Genomic DNA, 24,481 nt, shown 5'->3' on the forward strand with positions numbered 1-24,481 from the left:
ATCTCCGTTGCGTAATCCCTCCAATGACGGACTCAGCGTTTCCGTTCCCGACATTGGTTTTCCGACCCCACAGGCGTATGGGCGGGCGCATGGCTGACGATCCCTTTGCCCTGTTCGATGCGTGGCTTGCCGAGGCGCGGGCAAGCGAAATCAACGATTACAACGCGATGGCGCTGGCGACGGTGGATGCGCGCCTGCAACCCTCGGTGCGCATGGTCCTGCTGAAGGGCCATGACCGCCGCGGATTCGTGTTCTACACCAACCGCGAGAGCCGCAAGGCGCAGGACCTGGGCGAGGGCAGCAACGCCGCGCTTCTCTTCCACTGGAAATCGCTGCGCCGCCAGATCCGCATCGAGGGGCCGGTGTCGCGCGTCGACGATGCCGAGTCGGACGCCTATTTCGCCAGCCGAGGCCGCGACTCGCAGCTGGGCGCCTGGGCCTCGGACCAGTCGCGCCCGCTCGACGCCCGCGAGACGTTCGAGGCGCGCTTCGAGGAGATGCGTGCCCGCTTCGACGGCGGCGCCGTGCCGCGCCCGCCGCATTGGGGCGGATACCGCGTGACCCCGCAGCGGATCGAGTTCTGGCTCGACCGCGAACACCGGCTGCACGAGCGACGCGTCTTCACCCGCACCGGCGAACATGGCTGGGACGAGGGATTGCTGTTCCCGTGACCCAGGACGAACGCAAGAAGGTCATCCCGCTGGCGACCAAGGCGGCGCTGGCCAGCGTCGCGATGGCGCTGTTCCTGCTGGCGCTGAAGGGGTTCGCTGCGTGGCGGACGGGCTCGGTTGCGATGCTGGGGTCGCTCGCCGACACCGCGCTCGACCTGCTGGCCAGCCTGGTGACGCTGTACGGCGTGCGACTGGCGGCAACCCCGGCCGACCACGACCATCGCTTCGGTCACGGCAAGGCGGAGGCGCTGGCGGCGCTGTTCCAGGTCGCGCTGATCACCGCCTCGGCGGCGGGGATCGCCTGGCGCGCGGTCATGGCGCTGGGCGCGGACAATCCGACCAGCGACGCGGAATTCGGCATCGGCGTGTCGGTGATCGCGATCCTGGCGACCATCGTCCTGCTCGCCTATCAGCGCAGCGTGATCCGCCGCACCGGTTCAGTCGCGATCCTGGCCGACAATGTCCACTACCAGTCCGACGTGCTGCTCAACGGATCGGTCATCATCGCGATGGTGCTGGACCAGTATTTCGGCTGGCACGGCGCGGACCCGGTCTTCGGCATCGCCATCGCCGTGTGGCTGGCCTGGGGCGCGTTCCAGGCATCCTCGACCGCGATCGATCAGCTGATGGACAAGGAATGGTCCGACGACCAGCGCGCCGCCTTTCTCGACGTCGCCGCGCGCCAGCCGGGGCTGAAGGGCATTCACGACTTCCGCACCCGCCGCTCGGGCAGCCACGACTTCGCGCAATTCCATATGGAGGTCGACCGCGACATGACGGTCGCCGCCGCGCATGACGTGGTCGAGGGCGTCGAGTGCGCGCTGCGCCGCGCCTTCCCCAAGGTCGAGGTGCTGATCCATCTCGATCCCGAAGGCCATGTCGACACCGACAATCCGCTGGTCGAGGCGGACGTGACCCCCCACTGGTTCGGCAAGCGGGTAGGCTATTGATGCGCATACCCTTTACCCAGGTCGACGCCTTTGCCGACGCGGCGTTCGGCGGCAATCCGGCGGCGGTGATGATGCTGTCGTCCTGGCCGGGCGACGCCACGCTGCTGGCGATCGCGCAGGAGAACAACCTGTCCGAAACCGCCTTCCTGGTGCCGATGGACGGCGGTGAAGCGGATTTCGAGCTGCGCTGGTTTACGCCGGGCGACGAGGTCGAGATGTGCGGTCATGCCACGCTGGCGAGCGGACATGTCGTGCTGTTGTCGGATACGACGCGCGAACGGGTGCGGTTCGCGACGCGCCATGCCGGGGTTCTGGAGGTGGCACGCGACGGGCTGGGCTACAGCATGTCCTTGCCGGAGCGCTCACCGTCGCCCGAGGCGCTGCCGGGGGTGGTCGAGGCGCTGGGTGTGGACGGCGTGGTCGAGACGCTGCGCCATCCGGCGGGCTATGTGGTCGTGGTCGTCGACGATGCGGCGACGGTACGCAACTGCACGCCGGACTTTACCGCACTGGCCAAGGCCGGGCGTTATGTCGTCATCCTGACCGCGCGTGGCGGGGCGGGGGAGGCCGATGTGGTGAGCCGCGTCTTCGTGCCCGCCTTCGCCATCGACGAGGACCCGGTGACGGGCGCGGCGCATGCGGTGCTGACGCCCTATTGGACGCAGAAGCTGGGGCGCGAGTCCTTCGTGGCGGAGCAGGCCAGTGCGCGGGGCGGACGGTTGAGCTGTCGGTTGGCGGGTGACCGGGTGATCCTGGGCGGTGGATGCGTCACGGTGATCGAGGGGACGTTCCTGCTGCCGTGAGGATTTCGCGTGGCCTTCGACTTCGCTCAGGCTGAACGGAGGTTTTGAAGATACAGCCGTACCCCGGCGAAGGCCGGGGCCCAGGCTCCACCAAGTCGGTGCCGTGCTATTCGATGCGGGGGAGGCAAAGGCGTCCCACCTGCGACAGCGCACCGCAACTGGACCCCGGCCTTCGCCGGGGTACGGCGAGGATTCGCCAGGTCGGCGTTTTGAAACGCGGCATCACTCCGCCGCCAGCAACGTCTCCGCCGCCTGCAAATCCACCGACACCAGCCGGCTGACCCCGCGCTCGATCATCGTCACGCCGAACAGCCGGTGCATCCGGCTCATCGTCACCGCATTGTGCGTCACGATCAGATAGCGCGTATCCGTCTCGCGCGTCATCCGGTCGAGCAGGCCGCAGAACCGGTCGATATTGGCGTCGTCCAGCGGCGCATCGACCTCGTCCAGCACGCAGATCGGCGCCGGATTGGTCAGGAACAGGCCGAAGATCAGCGCCACCGCGGTCAGCGCCTGCTCGCCCCCCGACAAGAGCGTAAGCGACTGGAGCCGCTTGCCTGGCGGCTGCGCCATGATCTCCAGCCCCGCCTCCAGCGGATCGTCCGAGTCGATCAGCGCCAGATGCGCCGAGCCGCCGTCGAACAGCGTCGCGAACAAGGTCTGGAAATGGCCGTTCACCGCCTCGAACGCCTCCAGCAGCCGCTGCCGCCCTTCGCGGTTGAGCAGTCCGATCGAGCTGCGCAGGCGCGCCACCGCCTGCACCAGATCCTCGCGCTCGGCGGCGCTGGCCGCGCCGCTTGCCTCCAGATCGGCCAGTTCCTGTTCGGCGACCAGATTGACCGGGCCGATGCGTTCTCGGTCGGCGGACAGCTTGTCATGCGCGGCGGCCTCGGCCTGGGGCGAGCCGACGCTGGCGCTGTCGAAGGCCAGTTTCTCGGGCAGCACCGGCGCGGGGCAGGCGAAGCGTTCGCCCGACACACGGCCCAGCTCGACCCGGCGGAGTTCGTGATTCTCGACCCGCGCCAGCGCGCCCGCGCGCGCCTCCCGCGCGGCGGACAACAGCGCATGGGTCTCGGCATGCGCGGCCTCGATGGCACGCAGCGCGCGTTCGGCGTCGGCTTCCTCGATCTGGGTGCGCTCCGCCTCGGCCTTGGCGGTGTCATGCGCCGCGGCGAGCCTCGCGATCTCTTCGGCCAGCAGATCGGGCTGGTCGGCCAGCGCGGCGGCGTCGCGGTCGAGCGTCGCGGCGCGGTCGTCCATCTCGGCGATCCGGCCCGCCGCCTCGCCCGCACGCTGGTCCCAGCCCTGCGCCTCGGCCATCGCGGCGGACAGCCGGTCGCGAGTCTGGGTCAGGCTGCGCTCCAGCGTCGTCCGCTCCGACCGGGCCAGCGCCACCGCCGAGCGCGCCAGCTGTGTCTCCTGCTGGAGCCGCGCCGTCTCCGCCGCACTCGCCGTGCCGTCGGGCAGTCCGGCCAGCGTCGCCTGAGCGCGGTCGCATTCGGCCAGCGCCTCGTCCATCTCGGCGGCGATGCGTTCGGCACGGGCGGCGAGGTCGGTGCGCTGGGCGGATAGTCGCTCGATCACCGCCTGTGCCCGATCCTCGGCGCGCTGGGCATCGCGCAAGGATGCTTCGGCGGTGGCGTGGAGGTTCCGCGCGCTGGCGGCGGCGGCGCGGGCGCGGGCGATCCGGTCCTCGATCGCGGCGCGGGCTTCGGTCGCGGTCTGCACCGCCGCCTCGGCCGCCGGACGTTCGACCTCCAGCGCGGCGAGCCGGTTGCGCCGCTCCATCCGCTCCGCCGCCGCCGCGCCGCCGCCCTCGCCGATATAGCCGTCCCAGCGCCGCAGCCGCCCCTCACGCGTGACCAGCCGCTGCCCGACGCTCAGATGCTGGCCCGAATCCGCCTCGACCAGGAAAATCTGCGACAGCCGCCGGGCAAGCGTCGGCGGCGCCTTGATCCGCTCACCCAGCCTTAGCGTGCCGACCGGCGCGGCGGGGTCGTCGGGCGCAACGGGGGAGCCATGCCAGTCGACCAGCGGCGTCTCCAGCTCGTCGCCCAGCGCGGCCGCCAGCGCGCGTTCGAACCCCGGCTCGGCCTGCACCTCGTCGAGCAGTCGGTCCCCGCCCTTGCTCGCCGTCGCACGGGTCAGCGTCGCCGCCTCGGCCTCCAGCGCGGCAAGGGCGGCGATGGCGCGGGCGCGGGCACCCTCGGCGGAATCGCGTTCGCCGGTCGCAGTCAGTTCGCTTTCCTCGGCCCAGCCCAAAGCCGCGCGCGCCTTGTCCGCATCGACCTTGGCAGCGGCTTGGGTCGCAATCGCCGCTTCGCGCGCCGCCTCCTGCTCGGCCATGTCGGGCAGCGCCTCGATCGCGGAGGCGACCGCGCGGGCATCGCGTTCGGCACGGGCATGGCGGGCGCGGGCGGCGGCCAGCGCCGCCTCCGCGATGCGGCGCTCGGCGGCCTCGGCGGCCTGGGCCGACAAGGCGCGGGCCAGCGCGACCTCGGCATTGCGGTTCTTCGTCTCCGCCTCGGCCAGCAGCGCGTCGAGCCGGGGCATGGCCTGCACCGCATGGGCGATGCGCGCCTCCAGATCCTCGCACTCCTCGGCCAGCCGCCGGATCGCGGCGGCCGCGTCGTGCGCCAGCGCATCCTCGCGCGCGCGGTCCTCGTCGATGCGGGCACGCGCGGCGGCCAGTTCCTCGATCCGGCGTTGCAGCCCATGGCGGCGGTCGCGAGTGCGCGACAGGGCATGACCCGCCTCGCTCAGCGTATCGCGCGCGGCGAGCGAGGCGGCGCGGGTCCGGGCGGCGCGCGCGACCGCCTGTTCCTGCGCGGCGGCGGCTTCGCGCTCGGCGGCGGTGGTTTCGGTGACGCGGCGCTCGGCGGCCTCCGCCTCGATCTTGGCCGCGCCCGCCGCCTCGGCCGCATCGCGCCAGCGAGCGAAGATCATCCGCGCCTCGGCCACCCGGATCTGGTCGGAGAGCAGGCGATACCGCTCCGCCGCGCGGGCCTGTCGCCGCAACGTCGCGATGCGGGCGTCCTGATCGGCGATCGCCTCGTCCAGCCGGGTCAGGTTCGTCTCGGTCGCGCGCAGCTTGGTCTCGGCATCGCGGCGGCGGACATGGAGCCCGGCGATTCCGGCCGCTTCCTCCAGCATCGCGCGGCGCTCGGCGGGCTTGGCGGCGATGACCGCGCCGATCCGGTTCTGGCTGACCAGTGCTGGCGAATGCGCGCCGGTCGCGGCGTCGGCGAAGAGCAGCGCCACGTCCTTGGCGCGTACGTCGCGCCCGTCGATCCGATAGGCCGAGCCCGCGCCACGTTCGATCCGGCGGACGATCTCGGTCTCGTCCCCCTCGCGCTCCGCCAGGATCGTGACCTCGGCAAAGTCGCGCGGCGGGCGGGTGGCGGTGCCCGCGAAGATCACGTCTTCCATGCCCGCCCCGCGCATCGACCGCGCGCTGTTCTCACCCATCGTCCAGCGCAGCGCTTCGAGCAGGTTCGACTTGCCGCAGCCATTGGGCCCGACAACGCCGGTCAGCCCCGGTTCGATGACCAGATCGGCCGGATCGACGAAGCTCTTGAAACCCGAAATGCGAAGCCGCTTGATCTGCACGGACCCGGTCGCCGCTCCCCCGATGCGCTGTGGTTAACCGATAGCGAATGGGGGCGGGATGTCGAGGGAAGGATTATGATACCGCCGACGTGAGTATGACCTCGATCGCGTGGTATCGCGGGTTACCCATGAGGGGCATTCGCCCAAGCGATCGACAAGCGCCATATTCGGCCACTTTCCTTACCCGGCAAACAACGTCATGATGCTGACCGCCGTCCGTCAGATGGAGTGCTTATGCAATTGATCCATAACCTACGGGGGAGCAATTCCCGGGCATTGCGGAATTCCGTCTGGACGCTGCTGACGTGCGTGCTTCTCGCCCCGGCCCTGGCAATGCCATTTACCAGTGAGGTCGATTGGAGCCTGGTCGACTTCATATTTGCCGCCATATTGCTCGGGACGATCGGCGTTGCCTGCGAATGCGCCCCGCGCCTGTCGGCTCCCCTGGCGGTCCGTGCCCTGATCGTGATCGGAACAGTGGTAGTGGTGTGCACGATATGGGCCGATGCGGCGGTTGGCATCTTCGACTAGCCACTGCCCGATCTTCGGCAAGACCCGTCGTTCGACGGAGAGTTGTCCCGGATCACCTGAATCGCTGCAATTCGAACGGCGACGTGGGAACGGGCGTCGACTCCCCAGCCACCATCGCCGCCACCAATTCGCCCGTAATAGGGGCGAGCGTCAGGCCCAGATGGTTGTGCCCGAACGCGTAGGATACGCCTCTGGTCCCCGGCACCTTGCCGATCGCGGGCAGGTAATCCGGCAGGGTCGGCCGCGCGCCCATCCAGGGCTTGGCATCCTCGCCGATCGGCAGGCCGAGCGCGGCGATATGGTGGCGCAGGCGGTTCCACTTGGCGGGGTCGGGCTTGGCTTCAGCGCGAGCGAACTCGACGATGCTGGCGGCGCGCAGGCCGCCTGCGAAGCGGGTGACGATCATCGAGCGGTCCTCGAACACCACCGGCGGCAGGTCGGCGGGCCAGTCGACGTCGGGGCCGGTCTGGAGGTGATAGCCGCGCTCGGCGATGATCGGGACCTTCAGGCCGAAGGGGCGGAGTAGGGCAGCGCTCGCCACGCCCGCCGTCACGATGATCTGGTCGGCGGACAGGGGGCGATGGTCGGTCAGGTGGACCTCGCCGTCGCCGACAGCCGCGACGCGCGCGATGAGGCGGGTGCCGCCATCTGCCAGGAGGCGCGTGGTCGTGGTTTCTGCCAGCCGGGTCGGGTCGGCGATCTGGCCGCTGCCCTCGAAGCGGATGCCGCCTGCGATGGGCGCGCGCACCCGAGCGCGCCAGTCGTGCAGTTCGGCCTCGGTCAGGGAGCGGAAGCGCGTGGTGCCAGTATCCGCCGCCTGCCAGTTGGCCAGACCGCGCGCGGCGCTCTCCGGCGTTTCCCACAGCACGACATGGCCGTCTGGGCGGAGCAGATCGGGCTCTCCGAGCGCGGCGACGTGCCGCTGCCACGCAGGCATGGCTTGGGCGAGCAGCGCGGCCAGCGCCTGATGCGAACGTTCGTACCGCGCGGGGCGTGCCGCTTTCAGCAGGCGGAGCGAAAAGGGCAGCCATGTCGCGATCTCACGCGGCGGCAGGGCGAGCGCGCCGCCGCGACAGAATAGCCGTTTGGCAAAACCGCGCACCATCGCGGGCGAGGCGATCGGCTCGGCCTGTTCGGTCGCGATATGGCCCGCATTGCCCCAGGACGCGGCGCGCGGGGTGTCCTCCGCCTCGACCAGCGTCACTGTCCAGCCGGTGCGTTGCAGCGCAAGTGCGGTGGTGGTGCCGATGACGCCGCCGCCCACGACGATGGCGCTGCGACGATCCGAGGCTGAGGTGTGATTTTCCGGCTTGGGCATGACCCTGGTCATATCGTATACGGATTTTACAGCAAGGGAATCCCGATGACGTCACCCACGATCCGCCATACCTTTTTCTGCATCGACGGCCATACGGCGGGCAATCCCGTCCGGCTGGTGGCGGGCGGCGCGCCGCTGCTGCGCGGGTCCAGCATGGCCGAGCGGCGGCTGGACTTTCTGGAGCGGTTCGACTGGATCCGCACCGGCCTGTGCTTCGAGCCGCGCGGGCATGACATGATGTCGGGCGGCTTCCTCTATCCGCCCTGCGAGCTGGACAGCGACGCCGCGATCCTGTTCATCGAGACCAGCGGGTGCCTGCCCATGTGCGGGCATGGCACGATCGGCATGATCACCTTCGGCCTGGAAAACGGCCTGATCACCCCGCGCGAGCCGGGCAAGCTGAAGGTCGAGGTGCCCGCTGGCACCATCCATATCGAATATGAGAAGGACGGCGCGAAGGTCACCGCCGTACGTATCCGCAACGTCCCCGCCTATCTGGCGGCCGAGGGGATTCAGATCGACGTGCCGGGCTTCGGTCCGTTGACGCTGGATGTCGCCTATGGCGGTAACTATTATGCGATCATCGAGCCGCAGGGGGCCTATACCGGGCTGGACGATCTGGGTGCGTCGAAGCTGGTCGAACTGAGCCGCACGATCCGCGAGCTGGTGCGCGAAAAGTTCGAGCCGGTCCATCCCCTCGAACCCTCGATCCGGGGGGTCAGCCATGTGCTGTGGGCCGACAAGCCTTCGGCGGAGGATGCCGACGGCCGCAACGCGGTCTTCTATGGCGAGCGGGCGATCGACCGGAGCCCGTGCGGCACCGGCACCTCGGCGCGGCTTGCCCATCTGGCGGCGAAGGGGCGGCTCAAGGTCGGCGACCGCTTCGTGCATGAAAGCTATATCCGCAGCCGTTTCATCGGTCGGGTCGAGGAAGCGACCGAACTCGGCGGGCAAACGGCGATCGTGCCGTCGATCCAGGGCTCGGCGGTGTCGACCGGCTACAACACGATCTGGATCGACCGCGAGGACCCGTTCTGGGCGGGGTTCACGGTGGTATAAGGCCGTCGTTCACGCGAAGCCGCGAAGGAGAAGAGGTTCGCGCGGAGGCGCGGAGACGCGGAGGGTTGGGACTTGCCGCGCCAGCGGCCCTGTCATCTCCACGTGTCGACGATGTCCAAGCGCTGCCGCGCGGGCTGTCATCTCCGCGCCTCCGCGTCTCCGCGCGAACCTCGTCGCGGCTTCGCGTGAACCTGCCCCGGCCTTTGCCGGGGCGATCCTTCATCCCAGATCGTCGATCGCGGGCTGGGGCTGGGTGAACCAGGCGGCGCCTGTCTCGGTGACATAGAAATGATCCTCCAGCCGCACGCCGAAGCGGTCGGGCACGACGATCATCGGCTCGTTGGAGAAGCACATGCCCGGCGTCAGCGGGGTCTTGTCGCCACGCACCAGATAGGCGGGTTCGTGGATAGACAGGCCGATACCGTGGCCGGTGCGATGCGGCAGGCCGGGCAGGCGATAGTCGGGGCCGAGGCCCGACCGCTCCAGCACGGCGCGCGCGGCAAAGTCGACCGCCTCGCACGGTTCGCCGGGCCGGACGGCGGCGAAGGCGGCGGCTTGCGCTTCCTTCTCGATGTCCCAGATGCGGCGGACCTCGTCACCGACCTCGCCGAACGCATAGGTGCGGGTGATGTCGCTGTGATAGCCGTCGATCAGCGTGCCGGTGTCGACCAGCACCACGTCACCGTCGCGCAGCACATCGTCCTGCGGCAGGCCATGGGGGAAAGCGGTCGAGCGCCCGAATTGCACCGCGCAGAAATAATTGCCGGTCGACGCACCCAGCGCGCGGTGCGCTTGGTCAATGAAGCGGATGACCTCCGACGCGCGGATGCCTTCGTGCAGGATGCGCGCGGCGCGACGATGCACCTCCAGCGTGATGTCCATCGCCTGTTGCATCAGCGCGATCTCGGCAGGCGACTTGATCATACGGCAGCCATCGACGACCGGCCCGGCATCGACCAAGGCAACGCCCGGCGCGGCGGCACGGATACGCTCGACGAACAGGAAGGCCATGGCGGGGTCGATCGCCAAGGTCTGGGCCCCCGCCGCCTTCAGCGCGTCGGCGACCAGCGCGGAGGGGCTTTCATCCTCTTCCCACAGGCGGATGTCGGTGGCGGGGATGGACAGGCTGGCCTCGAACGAGCCCAGTTCGAAGCCGGGGCAGATGAAGATCGGCTCGCCCGCGATCGGCAGCAGCATCGCCACCAGCCGCTCGGTCGCGCCCCAGGCGACGCCGGTGAAATAGCGCAAGGAGGCGCCTGCACCGATCAGCAGTGCGTCGGCACCCATCTGGCCCATCAATTCGCGGGCACGGGTCAGCCGCTGCGCCCGTTCCTGTGCCGTGATGACCGGCGCGGGGTTCGCCCAGGGCGACAGGCTCGCCAGTTCGCGCTCCGCCGTCGATCCGCCGATCATTCCCGCCATGTCACTCGCTCCGTTTCGTATACGGTTGGCGTGTTAGCGCGGGTTGGCATGAGGCGCCAGACGGGGCGTGGGCTTCGACTTCGCTCAGCCCGAACGGAGCGGGGGTGGCGGGGGCGGGGCGGGGGAAATCCGCAGCCCAACCCCCGTTCAGCCTGAGCGCAGTCGAAGGCCAAGGGATGAACTTCGCCCAGCACATATCATGGGACGTACGCTTCGACTTCGCTCAGCATGAACGGCTGTGGGATATGGCGCTGCGGAAGTGCGAGGCTCACCCCCCGTACATCGCCATCGCATCCCGCCGGAACGCCGCGCCGCTGTCAGTGCGGCTGTAGAACATGTGTCCGCCCGGATAGACGTTCAGCTTCACCCGCTGCGCCACGCCATAGCTCGGCATCTGGTCGACGATCAGCCGCGAGGCAAAGTACGGGCAGGACAGGTCGTCCCAGCCATGCACGATCATCACCTTCATCTTGGGATCGTTGGCGATCGCCTTGCGCAGGTCGGTGACGGGGGTGTCGTCGGGCTTGCCGCGATCCCAGGCGCTGTTCACCTCATAGGACAGCGCATGATAGCGCGCGTCGGTCTTCCAGCCCACTTCGCGCGTCACGAAGTCGACCATCGCGCTGGTCGTCGGCGCGATCAGCGAGTCGAGCAGCGGGTCGTTGGACCGTTGCTGCGACGACCAGGGGAAGGGATCGAAGGCAGTGACGTTCGAATCGTAGATACTGCCGATCGTCGAATCGTTGCGGTGAATCTCGCGCAGGTACGTCCGCGTGTCGATCCGCCCGCCCAGCTTGCGGACCAGGGCAGGGTCCAGTCCGGTCAGTTCGGTGACGCGGGTCACCATCCGGTCGACGGCTTGCGTATCCGACCGCCCGCGCATCAGGTCGCGCAGGTAGTCGCCGCGCGCATAGGCCTCGACCCCGGCCATCGCTTCGGGCGTCAGCTTGCCCTGCCGCTCCAACTGGGCGGCGGCCATCGAGGGCAGGTCGATCATCCACGGCAAGGGCGACAGCGCGGTGGCATCGTCGCCCGAGGCGGGGTCGAGATAGGGCGACACCATGATCAGGCCGTTCACCCCGACGCCGATCTGCGACTGGAGCTCATAGGCGATGCGCGGCGCGCGATAGCCGCCATAGCTTTCGCCCATGACGTACTTCGGCGAACGCAACCGGCCTTCCTTGACCAGCCAGTCATAGACAACCTTGGACAGATATTTGATGTCCGGGTCGTTGGCGAAAAAGGCCTTTTTGGTCTCCGCCTCATCCACCAGGCTGCGACTGAAGCCGGTGCCGATGGGATCGATGAAGACCAGGTCGGTGAAGTCCAGCCAGCTATTGGGATTGTCGGTCGTCACCGGCGCGTCGGAAGGGGCATCGCCCTGCGCGCCGAACGGAACGCGCTTGGGGCCGACCGCGCCCAGGTTCAGATAGACCGAGGCCGCGCCCGGCCCGCCGTTGAACGCGAAGGTGACGGGGCGCCGCACATCGCCACCGGGCACGGTATAGGCGGTATAGACGACCTGCCCGATCTCCTTGCCCTTGTCGTCGCGCACCGCGATCTTGCCGATGGTCGCCTTGTAGTTGACGACCCGGCCGCCGATCCGTGCCGATTGGCTGATCGTCTTGTCGGCGGGCAGGGGCGGACGCTTGCTGTCATCGTCCTTCGTTTCGGTGGTCGTCTTGGTCTCGGTCTTCTCGGCCTTTTGCGCGAAGGCAGGCGTGGCGGCGCTGGCGGCCAGCAGCAACAGGGCGGTCAGGTGCAAGGTTTTGGACACGTTGGAAACTACTCCCCCTCGAACGGCGATCGGCAGCTATTAGGATCAAGCGGGATCATGCGCCGGACTTCCGCGTTCCCGCAAGCCCGCCCCTCTCGAAACGGCCGTTCCCGCTCCCTATCTCGCCTCTGGCATTCCTCCCGGAACAGAAGTAGAACCTGCCTCATGCTGACCAAGATTTCCGTCCGCGGCGCGCGCGAGCATAATCTCAAGGATGTCGATATCGACATTCCCCGTGACACGCTGACGGTCATCACCGGCCTGTCGGGGTCGGGCAAGTCCAGCCTCGCGTTCGACACCATCTATGCCGAGGGGCAGCGGCGCTATGTCGAGTCGCTGTCGGCCTATGCGCGCCAGTTCCTGGAGATGATGCAGAAGCCGGACGTCGACCATATCGAGGGGCTGTCGCCCGCCATCTCGATCGAGCAGAAGACGACCAGCCGCAATCCGCGCTCGACCGTGGCGACGGTCACCGAAATCTACGACTATATGCGCCTGCTCTGGGCGCGGGTCGGCATCCCCTATAGCCCCGCGACCGGCGAGCCGATCGCGGCGCAGACGGTCAGCCAGATGGTCGACCGGGTGATGACCCTGCCCGAGGGGACGCGCCTCTATCTGCTCGCCCCCGTCGTGCGCGGCCGCAAGGGCGAGTATCGCAAGGAAATGGCCGAGTGGCAGAAGGCGGGCTTCACCCGTGTCCGCATCGACGGCCAGCTCTACGAAATCGATGAGGCGCCCGCGCTCGACAAGAAGTTCAAGCATGACATCGAGGTGGTCGTCGACCGTCTGGTCGTGCGCGAGGACATCGCCACGCGCCTGGCCGACAGCTTCGAGACCGCGCTGAAGCTGGCGGACGGGCTGGCCTATGTTGACCCCGCCGATCCGGTCGAGCCCGCAACGCCCAAATCCGCCGTGCTGGGCAACAACGCGCCCGATGGCCGGATCGTGTTTTCGGAGAAGTTCGCCTGCCCGATCAGCGGCTTCACCATTTCCGAGATCGAGCCGCGCCTGTTCTCGTTCAACGCGCCGCAGGGGGCCTGCCCGGCCTGTGACGGTCTGGGCGAGAAGCTGATCTTCGACGAGGATCTGGTCGTCCCCAATCACGAGCTGTCGATCAAGAAGGGCGCGGTCGTGCCCTGGGCCAAATCCAACCCGCCCAGCCCCTATTATATGCAGGTGCTGGGCAGCCTGGCGCGGGAGTTCGGCTTCTCGCTGGAAACGCCGTGGAAGGATCTGGAGGACAAGGTCCGCGAGGCGATCCTGCATGGCACCAAGGGCAAGGCGGTCACGCTGACCTTTGTCGACGGCAAGAAGTCGTACGACGTGAAGAAGCCGTTCGAGGGTGTGATCGGCAATCTCAACCGCCGGATGCTCCAGACCGAGAGCGCCTGGATGCGCGAGGAACTGGCCAACTACCAGTCGTCGCAGCCCTGCGAAGTCTGCCACGGCGCGCGGTTGAAGCCCGAGGCGCTGGCGGTCAAGATCGCCATGCAGGACATCAGCTACGCCACGCATCTGTCGGTGGTCGATGCGCTGACCTTCTTCACCGGCCTGCCTGAACATCTGACCGACCAGCAGCGCGCCATCGCGCAGCCGATCCTCAAGGAGCTCGTCGAGCGGCTAGGCTTCCTCAACAATGTCGGCCTCGACTATCTGAATCTTGATCGGACCAGCGGCACGCTGTCCGGTGGCGAGAGCCAGCGCATTCGCTTGGCATCGCAGATCGGCTCGGGGCTGTCGGGCGTGCTCTATGTGCTCGACGAGCCGTCGATCGGGCTTCACCAGCGCGACAACGACATGCTGCTCGCGACGCTGCGCCGGTTGCGCGACCTGGGCAACACGGTGCTGGTCGTCGAACATGACGAGGATGCGATCCGCACCGCCGATTATGTCATCGACATGGGGCCGGGCGCGGGCGTGCATGGCGGCCAGATCGTCGCGCATGGCACGCTCAAGCAACTGCTCAAGTCCAAGACCAGCGTCACCGCCGATTACCTGAACGGCACGCGCGAGGTCGCGGTCCCGGCCAAGCGCCGCAAGGGCTCGGGCAAAAAGCTGACCGTGCACAAGGCGACCGCCAACAATCTGCAAGGCGTGACCGCGAGCATCCCGCTGGGCACCTTCACCTGCATCACCGGCGTGTCGGGGTCGGGCAAGTCGAGCTTTACCATCGACACGCTCTATGCCGCCGCCGCGCGGTCGCTGAACGGCGCGCGTATCCTGGCGGGCAAGCATGAGAAGATTACCGGGCTCGACCATCTCGACAAGGTGATCGATATCGACCAGTCGCCGATCGGCCGCACCCCGCGCTCGAACCCGGCGACCTATACCGGTGCCTTCACCCAGATTCGCGACTGGTTCGCGGGGCTGCCCGAGGCGCAGGCGCGCGGCTACAAGCCGGGCCGCTTTTCGTTCAACGTCAAGGGCGGCCGATGCGAGGCGTGCCAGGGCGACGGCGTGCTCAAGATCGAGATGCACTTCCTGCCCGACGTCTATGTCACGTGCGACGTGTGCCACGGTGCGCGCTACAATCGCGAGACGCTGGAGGTGAAGTTCAAGGGCCACTCGATCGCCGATGTACTCGACATGACCGTCGAGGACGCCGCCGAGTTCTTCCAGGCGGTGCCGCCGATCCGCGACAAGATGGCGATGCTGGTCGAGGTGGGCCTGGGTTACGTCAAGGTCGGCCAGCAGGCGACGACCCTGTCGGGCGGCGAGGCGCAGCGGGTGAAGCTGGCCAAGGAATTGTCGCGCCGCGCGACGGGCAACACGCTCTACATCCTCGACGAGCCCACGACCGGCTTGCATTTCGAAGACGTTCGCAAATTGCTCGAAGTGCTCCACGCGCTGGTCGAACAGGGCAATACGGTGGTGGTGATCGAGCATAATCTCGATGTCATCAAGACCGCCGACTGGATCGTCGACCTCGGCCCCGAGGGCGGTGTGAAGGGCGGCGAGATCGTCGCGGTCGGAACGCCGGAAGTGGTCGCCGCCGAACCGCGCAGCTTTACGGGCAAGTATCTGAAGCCGTTGCTCGACAAGGGGCAGGCGCAGGCGGCGGAGTAAGTCTTCTTCGGGACGGGGGGACGGGTTTTGATAGGCCCCGGCATTTGACGATGGTGTCGGTTTGCCATCCGACTCGCACAGGCCGCGTCCTAGTGCAGGCGGTTGGCCGACTGTGCCGACCGTATCCGCCACGGAAGGGGGCCTTCTCTTCTTCCTGCCACCCCGGCAAAGGCCGGGGACCAGTTGCGGAACGGTCGGAGGCACCTGCGGCAGCCACCCAACTGGATTCCGGCTTTCGTCGGGATGGTATGATGGGGCGTTGGCGAGCTTCGGTCGAGACGTCGCTTGGCTGGGGGAGTGGGCCGGCCACCTCCCTGCGCCGATAGGTTGTCCCTTGGCCTTCGACTTCGCTCAGGCCGAACGAAGGTGGGACACTTCTCCCGTTCGCACCGAGCGCAGTCTAACTGTACGCCCCACCCGCAAACGCCCGCACCAAATCCCGGCAAAACCCCTTAACATATCGCAACCTTTGGCCCCGCAAAGCGATTCCCCCGCATCACCCATGAGGGAGGATGTAATGCGTGCATGGACACTCGGCCTGATCGGGGCCGCGACGCTGGTTTCCGGTTGCTCCACCTATGACAATGGTTTTGGCGGCTTGGGCGGCGGCCCACGTTATGCCTATGACTATAACCGACCCGATCCCGCTTATGGCGGCTATTATGCCGACCGTTATTATGTCGACAATGCGCGGTATCGCGAGCGGCGGCTGAGCCGGAACGACCGTGTCTATGTCGGGCAGGACGGCCGCTATTATTGTCGTCGCAACGACGGCACCACCGGCCTGATCGTTGGCGGTATCGCGGGCGGTGCGCTGGGCGCGGCGATCACCTCGGGCGGGTCGCAGACGCTCGGCACGCTGCTGGGCGCCGCCGGTGGTGCGCTGGCCGGACGCGCCATCGAGCGAAACAATGTCCGCTGCCGCTAAACCCGGCTGTTGACGTTCGACAAAGGATTGGGCCGGACCTCTCCCTGTGGCAAGGAGAGGTCCGGCCTTGTCGTGTCCGGCGACAATAAACGCCAGATGAACGGCATGTCACTTTCTGCGACAATTGGCGACAATATGGCTAAGTCATTGGTATAGCTTTGTGATTGTCGCGACCCATATTGCGGATCGGGCCAGTAATCGCCCGCTTTATTATGGGAGTGTCATCATGAAGGCCATGATCCTTGCAAGCCTGGGTTTCGCCACCATCGCCGTCCCCACGGTCGCCGAGGCGCAGCGCTGGACCCCGATCGCGCAGCGCCAGGGCCAGTTGCAGCAGCGGATCGACCAGGGCATCCGCTCGGGCGCGCTCAATCGGCGCGAGGCTGGGCGGCTCCAGTCCGAACTGCGCGGCCTGAGCCAGCTCGAATATCGCTATCGCCGGTCGGGCGGTGGCCTGAGCGTCTCGGAGCGCAATGATCTGGACCGTCGCTATGCGATGCTGAGCCGTCAGGTCCGCTTTGAGAAGAACGACCGCAATTATCGCCGCTGATGGGTGCCGGTCGCCCGGCTTGGCAAATCGGAGCTCGGAACGTTCGAGCGCGGTGTGTCGGGCCGCTCGATCGGGCGGCCGCTATCCTTCCATTTATCCAGTATCTGGCCCGATGTGGCCAGCCGGTCGCTGATCCCCGTTTCGCGTGGCGGAGCGGGGGTCGGCGTTTCACGCGTTATGGCAGGGCGTGCGGGAGCCGGCGTCGCGCCGGGCAGAGGCGGCGCGGGCAGGGTCGCCGGGGCGGGCGGCAGCACGTCGCTGCTCGCCGTTTCGGGTGCCGGAGTAGACGGGAGCACGGGAAGCACCTCTCCCCCCGCATAGGCGCGGCTCATCGCAGCGGCGGTGCCCCAATAGCCCTTCCAGCGATGGAACAGATGCGCGCCGACCATGTCGGTCATCACCATGGCGCGGTTCCAGGCGGGCGCGACGGCAAAGGTATGGTAATGCGTCGCCAGCCCGACCGGCGCATAGACTCCGCCCGACAGCGCCGCCGCCGCGACCTGCGCCGCACGGGACCAGCCCGCAATGGCGGGAGTGCGCGACAGGGCGCCATCGCAGGCGAAGCTAAACTGGCAATGCGCGCGCTCGATCCCCTGATAGACGACGCCGCATACCGTGGCGGGGAAGGCGGGATGCCGCGCGCGATTGAGTACGACCTGCGCCACGGCGCGCTGCCCGTCGATGCTTTCGCCGCCCGCTTCGTAATAGATGGCGGCGGTCAGGCACTGCATCGCGCGCGCGCGGTCGATCGCGCTCGCGCGGCCCCAGGCAAAGGGCCGGGCGGCCACCACGCCGCTATCGGCGATGCTGGCCCCCGGCGGGATCGGCAAGGCGGGCAGGGCGACGGTGCCCGTGCTGCCGTCGATGGCGGGCAGGGCGTCGCCGACGGGAGCGGTGGCGGGTGTGGGCCGAAGTTGCGGCGTGGCGACGACCACAGGCTCCGCCCGCTTGGCACCTTGCGCGGCCAGTATCATGCCGAACGCCAGCATCAGGCCGAGCAGCGCCAGCCAGACCTGTATCATCCGCCTTACTGTCCGCTTCGCCACCCGCAATGTGGGGAGTCCTCCAGCCCTGCCGCTCTCAGATTATGGTTATACCCGCGAGGGTTAAGGATTTTGCGTAGCGGCGGATCTGCCCCTCCACCATCCTTCGGATGGTCCCCCTCCCCAAGCAGAGCTTGGGGAGGAATGGGGGGTCAGCGTAGTTTCGGCGAGTCGAGATTGACCGAGGCGGCCGGGATGACCTCGACCTCCGGATGGGCCTGACGCAGCGCGGGCAGGAACTGCTTGGCGTCGCCGACCACGATGATGCTGGCCGCCTTGGGATCGAGGAGCGTGGCCGAAACCGACTCGACCGCTGCCGGGTCCACCGCCTGGACACGCGGGATATAGCGGCTCAGTTCCTCCAGCGGCACGCCTTGCAGCGTGTAGTTGGCCAATATGTCGGCGATGCCGTCGGTCGTCTCGATCGTCCGGCCGAAGTTGCCGACCAGCACCGCCTGCCGCGTCGCCAGTTCGTCCTGCGGCACGGGCGCGGTGCCCAGCTTGCGCATCTCGGCATCGATCAGCCCGACAACTTCGGCGGCCGAGGGGTTCTTGGTCTGGGTCCGCGCGGAGATCAGGCCGATGTCACGCCCCGTCGCCAGCGAGCTGCCCGCGCCGTAAGCCAGCCCGCGCTTGATGCGGATTTCTTGGTTGAGTCGTGAGGAGAAGCCGCCGCCCAGCACGGTGTTCGCTACCGCTAGCGGGTAATAGCGGTCATCGGCGCGGCGAATGCCCGAACGTGCGACGACCACGCCGGCCTGTCCGGCATCGGGCATGTCGACAACGATGACGCGCGGCGCGGGGAAGGCGGGTTCGGGGGGCTTGGCCGTCGTCGTCGCGGCGGCTCCGGCCACCTGCCAATTGCCCAGATAACGCTCGGCGACCTGTTGGGCCTGGGCGGGGGTCACGTCGCCGACCAGCAGCAGCGTCGCCTGACCCGGTTTCCAGCTTCGTGCATAGGCGGCGGTCAGGTCGGCACGGGTCAGCCCCTTCAGCGATGCGGGCGTGCCCGACAGCGGCTGGCCATAGGGACGCGCGCCATAGACGACGCGGTCGGCGACCATCGCCGACAGCTGCGCCGGGTTCTGCATGGCGACGTTCAGGCTGTCGATCGACTGGGTACGGGCGCGGTCGATCTCCTCCGGCTTGAACGCCGGGTTGGTCGCGACATCGGCCAATATGGTCATCGCCGTGCCGAGCTGCGCCGAGGGGACGGTCAGGTCGATGGTCGCGCCGTCATCCGAGGCTCCGGCCGCAATCGATCCGCCCAGGCTTTCGACCGCGCGCGCGATCTCCGTCGCCGAGCGGGTCGTGGTACCCTTGGTCATCAGCTCGGACGACAGGCTGCTTGCGCCCGCCTTGCCCACCGGATCGGTCGCCGCGCCGCCCAGCGCCACCAGCGAGGCGGTGACGAGCGGCAAATCGTGCCGCTCGACCGTCACGACGCGCAGGCCGTTGGGCAGCGTGGTCGCGACCGGTTGCGGCAGGGTGGGGGCGATGGCCGCGCCGGGCGCGGGGGGCAGGATGCGCTGCCCCTCAGGGGCGGGCGTCACCACCTCGATATTGGCGGGCGGGGTCAGCGCCGCGGTCTGGACCGTCGGCGCGATCTCGATCGGCATCAGGCGGACATTCGCCGGGCGTTCGCTGTCGGGCAGGTAGCGGATGGTCGCGCTCTGGCTGTCCTTCAGATAGGTACGGGCGACGCGCTGGATATCGGCGGCCGTCACCTTCTGCACGGCGGCGATCTGGCGGTCGGCGGCGCTGGGGTCGCCGTCGACGATGACGCTGTTGGCGATCAGACTGGCCTTGCCCTCGGCGGTCTCCCGCTGCTTGAGCGCGGCAGTCAGCAACTCGTTCTTCGCCTCGGCCAGTTCGGTGGCGGAGACGGGGGTGTCACGCAGCCGGGCGACCTCCTTCTTGAGCGCCGCCTCGCCCTCGGCCACCGGCTTGCCGCTCGCCATCATCGCATAGAGGACGATGTTGCCGGTCGACTGCTTGGTGTCGAGGAAGGTCGCGGCCGACTGGGCCAGCTGGTCGCGGTACACCAGATCCTCATACAGCCGCGAGCTTTCGCCCGCCGACAGGATGGCGTTCAACACCATCAGCGCAGGGGTATCGGCGCTCCGCTCGGGCGGAATGTGATAGCTGATCAGGACGGCGGGCAGCGGCGTGTTGGGCTCATAGACGGTGCGCGATACGGCTTGCGTCCGTGCCGGTTCCTGCACGGTGACGCGCGGGATCGCGGTCGCGGGCCGCTTGATGTTCGCGAAATACTGGTCGACCCAGCGGTTCAGCTGAGCAGGGTCGAAATTGCCCGACACGACCAGCACCGCATTGTCGGGCCGGTAATAGGTGGCGTGGAAGGCGCGCACATCGTCGATGCCCGCCGACTCCAGTTCCTCCAGGCTGCCGATGCCCGGCCGCGCATAGGGGTGCGTCGTGTAGGCGAGCTTGGGGTAATAGATGGAGAACAGCTTGCCGTATGGCTGGGCGAGGGTGCGCTGGCGCAGTTCCTCCTTCACCACGTCGCGTTCGCTGGCGAAGCTCTTGGGCTCGACGACCAGCGCGGCCATGCGGTCGGCTTCCGCGAACAGCAGGCGCTGCAGATGGTTGGCGGGCACCACCTCGAAATAATTGGTGTAGTCGTCGGCGGTCGAGGCGTTGTTATAGCCGCCGACATCCTCGGTCAGGCGATCCATCTGTTCGGGGACGAGGTTGCGCGTCGCCTTGAACATCAGATGCTCGAACATGTGGGCAAAGCCCGAGCGGCCCTTGGGATCGTCCTTCGACCCGACATCGTACCAGACCTGGACCGAGACGTTGGGCGTCGTCGTGTCGCGAATGGCATAGACGCGCAGGCCGTTGGGCAGGGTGCGCGTGGCGAAGTCGATGGGCTTCACGCTTTCCGTGCGCGCCGGGCTCGGCGCGGTTTGCGCTCCTGCCAGCGAGGGAAGGGCGGCGACGCCGAGCAGAAGCGCGGCACGGAAAAGGCGCATGAAAACCCTCGTTTCAGTGGAAGCGGATTATTTGGACTTGTTGCGCGTGCCGTACAGCACCGCCGCCGCGATCGCGGCCGAACCGATGCCGACGCCCAGGCCGATCTTGCCCATCGGCCAGTTGCGTGTCTTTTCCTTGATCGACGTGGCGGTCGCCTCGGCGGCGGCGACGGCGTGATCCTTGGCCTCCTTGGCGGCGGCGAGGATTTCGTTGGGGGCGTCTTCGCTATGATCGGTCATGTTACTCTCCTACTCGACCCGAATTATTGACCGGCAGCGTAGCGCGCCCGGAAGTCGTCCGCAAAGGCCGTGAGGCGACCTTCGGCGATGGCGGCGCGCAGATCGGCCATCATCTGCTGATAGAACCAGATATTATGCTCGGTCATCAGCATCGCGCCCAGGATCTCGCCCGCGCGCACCAGATGGTGGAGATAGGCACGGCTCCAGGTCGCACAGACCGGGCAGCCACAGGCGGGGTCTAGCGGGCCCTGATCCTCGGCGAAGCGCGCATTGCGGATGTTGATCGGGCCATTCCGGGTAAAGGCCTGCCCCGTGCGGCCCGAGCGGGTCGGCAGCACGCAGTCGAACATGTCCACGCCGCGCTCGACCGCGCCGACGATATCGGTCGGCTTGCCAACGCCCATCAGGTAACGCGGCTTTTCCAACGGCAACTGGCCCGGTGCGAAATCGAGGCAGCCGAACATCGCCTCCTGCCCCTCACCGACCGCGAGGCCACCGATAGCATAGCCGTCGAATCCGATGTCGATCAGCGCATCGGCGGAGGACTTGCGGAGCCCCTCGTCCAGCGCACCCTGCTGGATGCCGAAGATCGCATTGTCCTCGGCATGTTGTCCGCCCGCGTCGAAGGCGTCGCGGCTGCGCTTCGCCCAGCGCATCGAGCGTTCCATCGCGCTCGCCTGCACCTCGCGCGTCGACGTCGTCGGGACCAGTTCGTCGAACGCCATGACGATGTTGGAGCCGAGCAGTCGCTGGATTTCGATCGAGCGTTCGGGGCTGAGCAGATGGCGAGTGCCGTCGAGATGACTCTTGAACGCCACGCCGTCCTCGGACCGCTTGGTCAGCTCGGCCAGGCTCATCACCTGATAGCCGCCCGAATCGGTCAGGATCGGCCGGTCCCAGCCCATGAAGCCGTGCAGGCCCCCCAACCGGTTCACCCGCTCGGCCCCTGGGCGCAGCATGAGGTGATAGGTGTTGCCCAGGATGATGTCCGCGCCGCTCGCGCGCACGTCGCCCGGCTTCATCGCCTTGACGGTGGCGGCGGTGCCGACGGGCATGAAGGCGGGGGTACGGATCTCACCCCGCTTCATGGCGATGGTGCCGGTACGGGCGCGGCCATCGGTAGCGTGGATGGCAAAAGAGAAGCGGGCGGTCATTTTCTGTCTCGGGGCCGAAGCGGGCCGGTCGGGCCGTTGGCGTCAACGGGGGTGGTACGGATGGTCAGCGCCTCGGCGCGGCTGATCGCGCCGTCCTGGTCGCGGTCGAAGCGCGAGAACAGGCGCGAGAAATGGGCCTGGAGTTCGGCCAGGGTGATGCGGTTGTCGCTGTTCTTGTCGACGTCGAACGGACTGGGCAGCGCGTTGCGATCCCCCAGCCAGCGCTCGGCCCAGTCGGCGAACTGGAGATAGCCGATCGATCCCTGACGCGCGGTGTCGATCGCATCATAGCTGCGCTTGACGCCCGCCTCCATCTCGGCGCGGCTGGTCTTGCCGTCGCCGTCGCTGTCGAGCGTCGCGATCATCATCGCCACCGGCTCGACCACCATGGTCGCGGGCGTCTGCGCGAAGGGTTTGGGGCGTGCGGTGACGACGACCGTATTGTCCGCCTCCTGTGCGGGGGACTGTGTCGCCTGCATCAGAAGCAGCGCGAACAGGATCATGCAGAGCGTTCCGGCAGCAACAGCGACGCGTCGCCATAGGAATAGAAGCGATACGCGTTCTCGATCGCATGGGCATAAGCCGCCTGCATCCGGTCCAGCCCCATCAGCGCCGAGACCAGCATGAACAGGGTCGAGCGCGGCAGATGGAAATTGGTCATCAGTCCGTCGATGCCGCGAAAGCGATAGCCCGGCGTGATGAAGATCGCGGTATCGCCCTCGAACGGACGGATCACGCCGTCTTCGCCCGCCGCGCTCTCGATCAGGCGCAGCGAGGTGGTGCCGACCGCGATCACCCGGCCGCCGCGTGCCTTGACCGCGTTCAGCCGGTCGGCGGTGGCGGCGTCGATGCGCCCCCACTCGGCGTGCATCTTGTGGTCGACCGTGTCCTCGGCCTTCACCGGCAGGAAGGTGCCCGCACCGACATGCAGGGTCAGCGTGGCATGCTCGATACCCGCCGCTGCCAGTGACTCCAGCAGTTCGGGCGTGAAGTGCAGCGCCGCCGTGGGTGCGGCGACCGCGCCCGGCTCGTTGGCGAACATGGTCTGATAGTCGTCGGCGTCCTTCTCGGTGACGCCCCGCTTCTGCGCGATATAGGGGGGCAGGGGCATGGTGCCCGCCCGCTCCAGCAGCAGCTCGACGGGTTCCTCGCCCGCAAAGTCGAGCGCGAAGCTGCCATCCTCGGCCCGGTCGCGCGCGGTTGCGGAGACGCCCGCGCCGAAGTCGATCGCGTCGCCGTCACGCAACCGCTTGGCGTTGCGGATGAAGGCGCGCCAGCGTCGCGTGCCTTCGCGCTTGTGCAGGGTCGCGCCGATCCGCGCCTCTCCCCGCACGCCTTCCAACTGGGCGGGAATGACGCGGGTGTCGTTGAACACCAGCAGGTCGCCCGCGCGCAGGGCAGCGGGCAGGTCGCTCACCCGCTGGTCACGGGTGGCGTCACCGTCGAGGACCAGCATCCGCGCCGAGTCGCGTGGGGATGCGGGGTATAGCGCGATCCGCTCGGGCGGCAGCGCGAAGTCGAACAGGTCTACGTTCACTTGGTGGCCGTTGCCGCCTTCTTGGCCGGAGCCGCCTTGGGGGCGGGGCGGCGTGCCGGGGTGATGGTGACGGGCTTGGGCGCCGCGCCCGGCAGGGTCACGGGCGCACCCAGATTGGGCGCGGGGGCCTGGGGCATCGGCACATAGGCCGGGGGATTGTCCGCCGCGACATAGGCGTGGACGATCCGGCTCGGATTCGCAGGCGGCTCGCCCCGCTCGATCCGGTCGACATATTGCATGCCGTCGATCACCCGGCCGAACACCGTGTACTTCTTGTCGAGCGCGAAGCGCGGCTGGAAGACGATGTAGAACTGGCTGTTGGCGCTGTTGGGATCGTCGGCGCGCGCGGCGGCCACCGATCCACGGACGTGCGGCAGATAGTTGAACTCGGAGGGCACGTTGGGCAGGTCCGAGCCGCCGGTGCCGTCGCCCTTGGGATCGCCGCCCTGCGCCATGAAGCCGTCGATCACGCGGTGGAAGACCAGGCCGTCATAGAAGTGACGGCGGGTCAGCGTCTTGATCCGCTCGACCATCTTGGGCGCGACATCGGGGCGCAGCCAGATCGTCACGCGGCCGCCGGTCGACAGGTCGAGCAGCCAGAGATTCTCCTTGTCGGTGACGGGCGGCGGGGTGGCGCGGCCGGTGACATTGTCCTCCAGAACCTGCGCGGCCTTGGCGGGGGAGGTGAATTTCGGTTGGGCCTGGGTCTGAGCTTGCGCCTGCGCCGGAACGGCGATCGGGCTGGCCATCAACATGGCAAGAGCGGCGAGAACGCGCATCATATCTCTACGACAAGGGAAGGAATGGGGAGGCTGTAGAGCAAATCG

At 67.9% G+C, this 24,481-nt stretch carries 19 protein-coding genes; 8 read left to right on the forward strand and 11 right to left on the reverse strand.

Annotated elements, in window-relative coordinates; translation table 11 throughout:
* Positions 1–89: 89 nt before the first annotated feature.
* The 3 genes from pdxH to GGQ89_RS01540 are packed head-to-tail and all read left to right on the forward strand — an operon-like array spanning position 90 to position 2,424.
* A complete protein-coding gene (gene pdxH / locus GGQ89_RS01530) occupies positions 90–671 on the forward strand; it encodes a pyridoxamine 5'-phosphate oxidase (protein ID WP_184103570.1) in 582 nt (193 codons plus the stop codon).
* Positions 668–1,621, forward strand: coding sequence for a cation diffusion facilitator family transporter (locus GGQ89_RS01535; protein ID WP_056430810.1), 954 nt, complete (start codon positions 668–670; stop codon positions 1,619–1,621). Before pdxH ends, GGQ89_RS01535 begins: the two co-directional genes overlap by 4 nt.
* Positions 1,621–2,424 carry a PhzF family phenazine biosynthesis protein gene (locus GGQ89_RS01540; protein ID WP_056430806.1) on the forward strand — a complete coding sequence of 268 codons (804 nt, stop codon included), beginning with the start codon at positions 1,621–1,623 and terminating at the stop codon, positions 2,422–2,424. Before GGQ89_RS01535 ends, GGQ89_RS01540 begins: the two co-directional genes overlap by 1 nt.
* Before the next feature lie 222 nt (positions 2,425–2,646).
* Here GGQ89_RS01540 and GGQ89_RS01545 read toward each other — a convergent pair whose 3' ends face one another.
* A complete protein-coding gene (locus GGQ89_RS01545) occupies positions 2,647–6,033 on the reverse strand; it encodes an AAA family ATPase (RefSeq protein WP_184103573.1) in 3,387 nt (1,128 codons plus the stop codon).
* A gap of 333 nt (positions 6,034–6,366) precedes the next feature.
* Between GGQ89_RS01545 and GGQ89_RS01550 the strand changes: the two genes are divergently transcribed.
* The gene (locus tag GGQ89_RS01550; RefSeq protein WP_184103576.1) at positions 6,367–6,564 is read left to right on the forward strand and encodes a hypothetical protein; all 198 of its coding nucleotides are present in this window, start codon (positions 6,367–6,369) and stop codon (positions 6,562–6,564) included.
* A 52-nt stretch (positions 6,565–6,616) separates the two neighbouring features.
* On the opposite strand, the gene GGQ89_RS01555 is transcribed toward GGQ89_RS01550, so the two are convergent.
* Entirely contained in the window at positions 6,617–7,894 is a 1,278-nt protein-coding gene (locus GGQ89_RS01555) for an NAD(P)/FAD-dependent oxidoreductase (RefSeq protein WP_244955744.1), read from the reverse strand.
* A gap of 33 nt (positions 7,895–7,927) precedes the next feature.
* On the opposite strand from GGQ89_RS01555, the gene GGQ89_RS01560 reads away from it, so the two are divergent.
* The gene (locus tag GGQ89_RS01560; RefSeq protein ID WP_206362783.1) at positions 7,928–8,941 is read left to right on the forward strand and encodes a 4-hydroxyproline epimerase; all 1,014 of its coding nucleotides are present in this window, start codon (positions 7,928–7,930) and stop codon (positions 8,939–8,941) included.
* Positions 8,942–9,160: 219 nt separating this feature from the next.
* Here GGQ89_RS01560 and GGQ89_RS01565 read toward each other — a convergent pair whose 3' ends face one another.
* Positions 9,161–10,363: a M24 family metallopeptidase gene (locus GGQ89_RS01565; protein ID WP_184103579.1), complete on the reverse strand. Its 1,203-nt coding sequence runs from the start codon at positions 10,361–10,363 to the stop codon at positions 9,161–9,163.
* Positions 10,364–10,631: 268 nt separating this feature from the next.
* Positions 10,632–12,140 carry a S10 family serine carboxypeptidase-like protein gene (locus GGQ89_RS01570; protein ID WP_184103582.1) on the reverse strand — a complete coding sequence of 503 codons (1,509 nt, stop codon included), beginning with the start codon at positions 12,138–12,140 and terminating at the stop codon, positions 10,632–10,634.
* A 165-nt stretch (positions 12,141–12,305) separates the two neighbouring features.
* Between GGQ89_RS01570 and uvrA the strand changes: the two genes are divergently transcribed.
* The 3 genes from uvrA to GGQ89_RS01585 all read left to right on the forward strand — a co-directional run bounded on the left by uvrA (position 12,306) and on the right by GGQ89_RS01585 (position 16,684).
* On the forward strand, positions 12,306–15,206 hold the full coding sequence (gene uvrA / locus GGQ89_RS01575; protein ID WP_184103587.1) for an excinuclease ABC subunit UvrA: 2,901 nt from the start codon (positions 12,306–12,308) through the stop codon (positions 15,204–15,206).
* 517 nt (positions 15,207–15,723) lie between these two features.
* A complete protein-coding gene (locus GGQ89_RS01580; protein ID WP_153008083.1) occupies positions 15,724–16,134 on the forward strand; it encodes a glycine zipper 2TM domain-containing protein in 411 nt (136 codons plus the stop codon).
* Between the two features lie 226 nt (positions 16,135–16,360).
* Entirely contained in the window at positions 16,361–16,684 is a 324-nt protein-coding gene (locus GGQ89_RS01585) for a hypothetical protein (RefSeq protein ID WP_056430793.1), read from the forward strand.
* Here the strand turns inward: GGQ89_RS01585 and GGQ89_RS01590 are convergent.
* From GGQ89_RS01590 to GGQ89_RS01620, 7 genes are all read right to left on the reverse strand, one after another.
* Entirely contained in the window at positions 16,672–17,706 is a 1,035-nt protein-coding gene (locus tag GGQ89_RS01590; RefSeq protein ID WP_184103588.1) for a cell wall hydrolase, read from the reverse strand. The genes GGQ89_RS01585 and GGQ89_RS01590 overlap by 13 nt on opposite strands.
* Positions 17,707–17,879: 173 nt before the next feature.
* Positions 17,880–20,723, reverse strand: a complete 2,844-nt coding sequence (locus GGQ89_RS01595; protein ID WP_184103591.1) for a M16 family metallopeptidase — start codon at positions 20,721–20,723, stop codon at positions 17,880–17,882.
* A 27-nt stretch (positions 20,724–20,750) separates the two neighbouring features.
* Positions 20,751–20,963: a hypothetical protein gene (locus tag GGQ89_RS01600; protein WP_184103594.1), complete on the reverse strand. Its 213-nt coding sequence runs from the start codon at positions 20,961–20,963 to the stop codon at positions 20,751–20,753.
* Between the two features lie 23 nt (positions 20,964–20,986).
* Positions 20,987–22,117 carry a tRNA guanosine(34) transglycosylase Tgt gene (gene tgt / locus GGQ89_RS01605; RefSeq protein WP_184103597.1) on the reverse strand — a complete coding sequence of 377 codons (1,131 nt, stop codon included), beginning with the start codon at positions 22,115–22,117 and terminating at the stop codon, positions 20,987–20,989.
* Positions 22,114–22,620 (reverse strand): EF-hand domain-containing protein, encoded by a 507-nt coding sequence (locus GGQ89_RS01610; RefSeq protein ID WP_184103600.1) that lies wholly within the window; start codon positions 22,618–22,620, stop codon positions 22,114–22,116. Before GGQ89_RS01610 ends, tgt begins: the two co-directional genes overlap by 4 nt.
* Positions 22,617–23,654, reverse strand: a complete 1,038-nt coding sequence (gene queA, locus GGQ89_RS01615) for a tRNA preQ1(34) S-adenosylmethionine ribosyltransferase-isomerase QueA (protein ID WP_184103603.1) — start codon at positions 23,652–23,654, stop codon at positions 22,617–22,619. Before queA ends, GGQ89_RS01610 begins: the two co-directional genes overlap by 4 nt.
* On the reverse strand, positions 23,651–24,433 hold the full coding sequence (locus tag GGQ89_RS01620) for a peptidylprolyl isomerase (RefSeq protein ID WP_056431388.1): 783 nt from the start codon (positions 24,431–24,433) through the stop codon (positions 23,651–23,653). The genes queA and GGQ89_RS01620 overlap by 4 nt, the downstream gene beginning before the upstream one ends.
* Between the last annotated feature and the right edge of the window lie 48 nt (positions 24,434–24,481).

Source organism: Sphingomonas yabuuchiae (assembly GCF_014199595.1).
GTDB classification, from domain to species: domain Bacteria; phylum Pseudomonadota; class Alphaproteobacteria; order Sphingomonadales; family Sphingomonadaceae; genus Sphingomonas; species Sphingomonas yabuuchiae.

Excerpts from the sequence above, each read along its gene's own strand:
- GGQ89_RS01610 (WP_184103600.1), bottom strand. The coding sequence starts at position 22,620 with ATGATCCTGTTCGCGCTGCTTCTGATGCAGGCGACACAGTCCCCCGCA.
- GGQ89_RS01595 (WP_184103591.1), bottom strand. The coding sequence starts at position 20,723 with ATGCGCCTTTTCCGTGCCGCGCTTCTGCTCGGCGTCGCCGCCCTTCCC.
- GGQ89_RS01580 (WP_153008083.1), top strand. The coding sequence starts at position 15,724 with ATGCGTGCATGGACACTCGGCCTGATCGGGGCCGCGACGCTGGTTTCC.
- GGQ89_RS01590 (WP_184103588.1), bottom strand. The coding sequence starts at position 17,706 with ATGATACAGGTCTGGCTGGCGCTGCTCGGCCTGATGCTGGCGTTCGGC.
- GGQ89_RS01620 (WP_056431388.1), bottom strand. The coding sequence starts at position 24,433 with ATGCGCGTTCTCGCCGCTCTTGCCATGTTGATGGCCAGCCCGATCGCC.
- GGQ89_RS01550 (WP_184103576.1), top strand. The coding sequence starts at position 6,367 with ATGCCATTTACCAGTGAGGTCGATTGGAGCCTGGTCGACTTCATATTT.
- GGQ89_RS01540 (WP_056430806.1), top strand. The coding sequence starts at position 1,621 with ATGCGCATACCCTTTACCCAGGTCGACGCCTTTGCCGACGCGGCGTTC.
- GGQ89_RS01560 (WP_206362783.1), top strand. The coding sequence starts at position 7,928 with ATGACGTCACCCACGATCCGCCATACCTTTTTCTGCATCGACGGCCAT.
- uvrA (WP_184103587.1), top strand. The coding sequence starts at position 12,306 with ATGCTGACCAAGATTTCCGTCCGCGGCGCGCGCGAGCATAATCTCAAG.
- pdxH (WP_184103570.1), top strand. The coding sequence starts at position 90 with ATGGCTGACGATCCCTTTGCCCTGTTCGATGCGTGGCTTGCCGAGGCG.
- GGQ89_RS01585 (WP_056430793.1), top strand. The coding sequence starts at position 16,361 with ATGAAGGCCATGATCCTTGCAAGCCTGGGTTTCGCCACCATCGCCGTC.
- GGQ89_RS01555 (WP_244955744.1), bottom strand. The coding sequence starts at position 7,894 with ATGACCAGGGTCATGCCCAAGCCGGAAAATCACACCTCAGCCTCGGAT.
- tgt (WP_184103597.1), bottom strand. The coding sequence starts at position 22,117 with ATGACCGCCCGCTTCTCTTTTGCCATCCACGCTACCGATGGCCGCGCC.
- GGQ89_RS01565 (WP_184103579.1), bottom strand. The coding sequence starts at position 10,363 with ATGGCGGGAATGATCGGCGGATCGACGGCGGAGCGCGAACTGGCGAGC.
- GGQ89_RS01600 (WP_184103594.1), bottom strand. The coding sequence starts at position 20,963 with ATGACCGATCATAGCGAAGACGCCCCCAACGAAATCCTCGCCGCCGCC.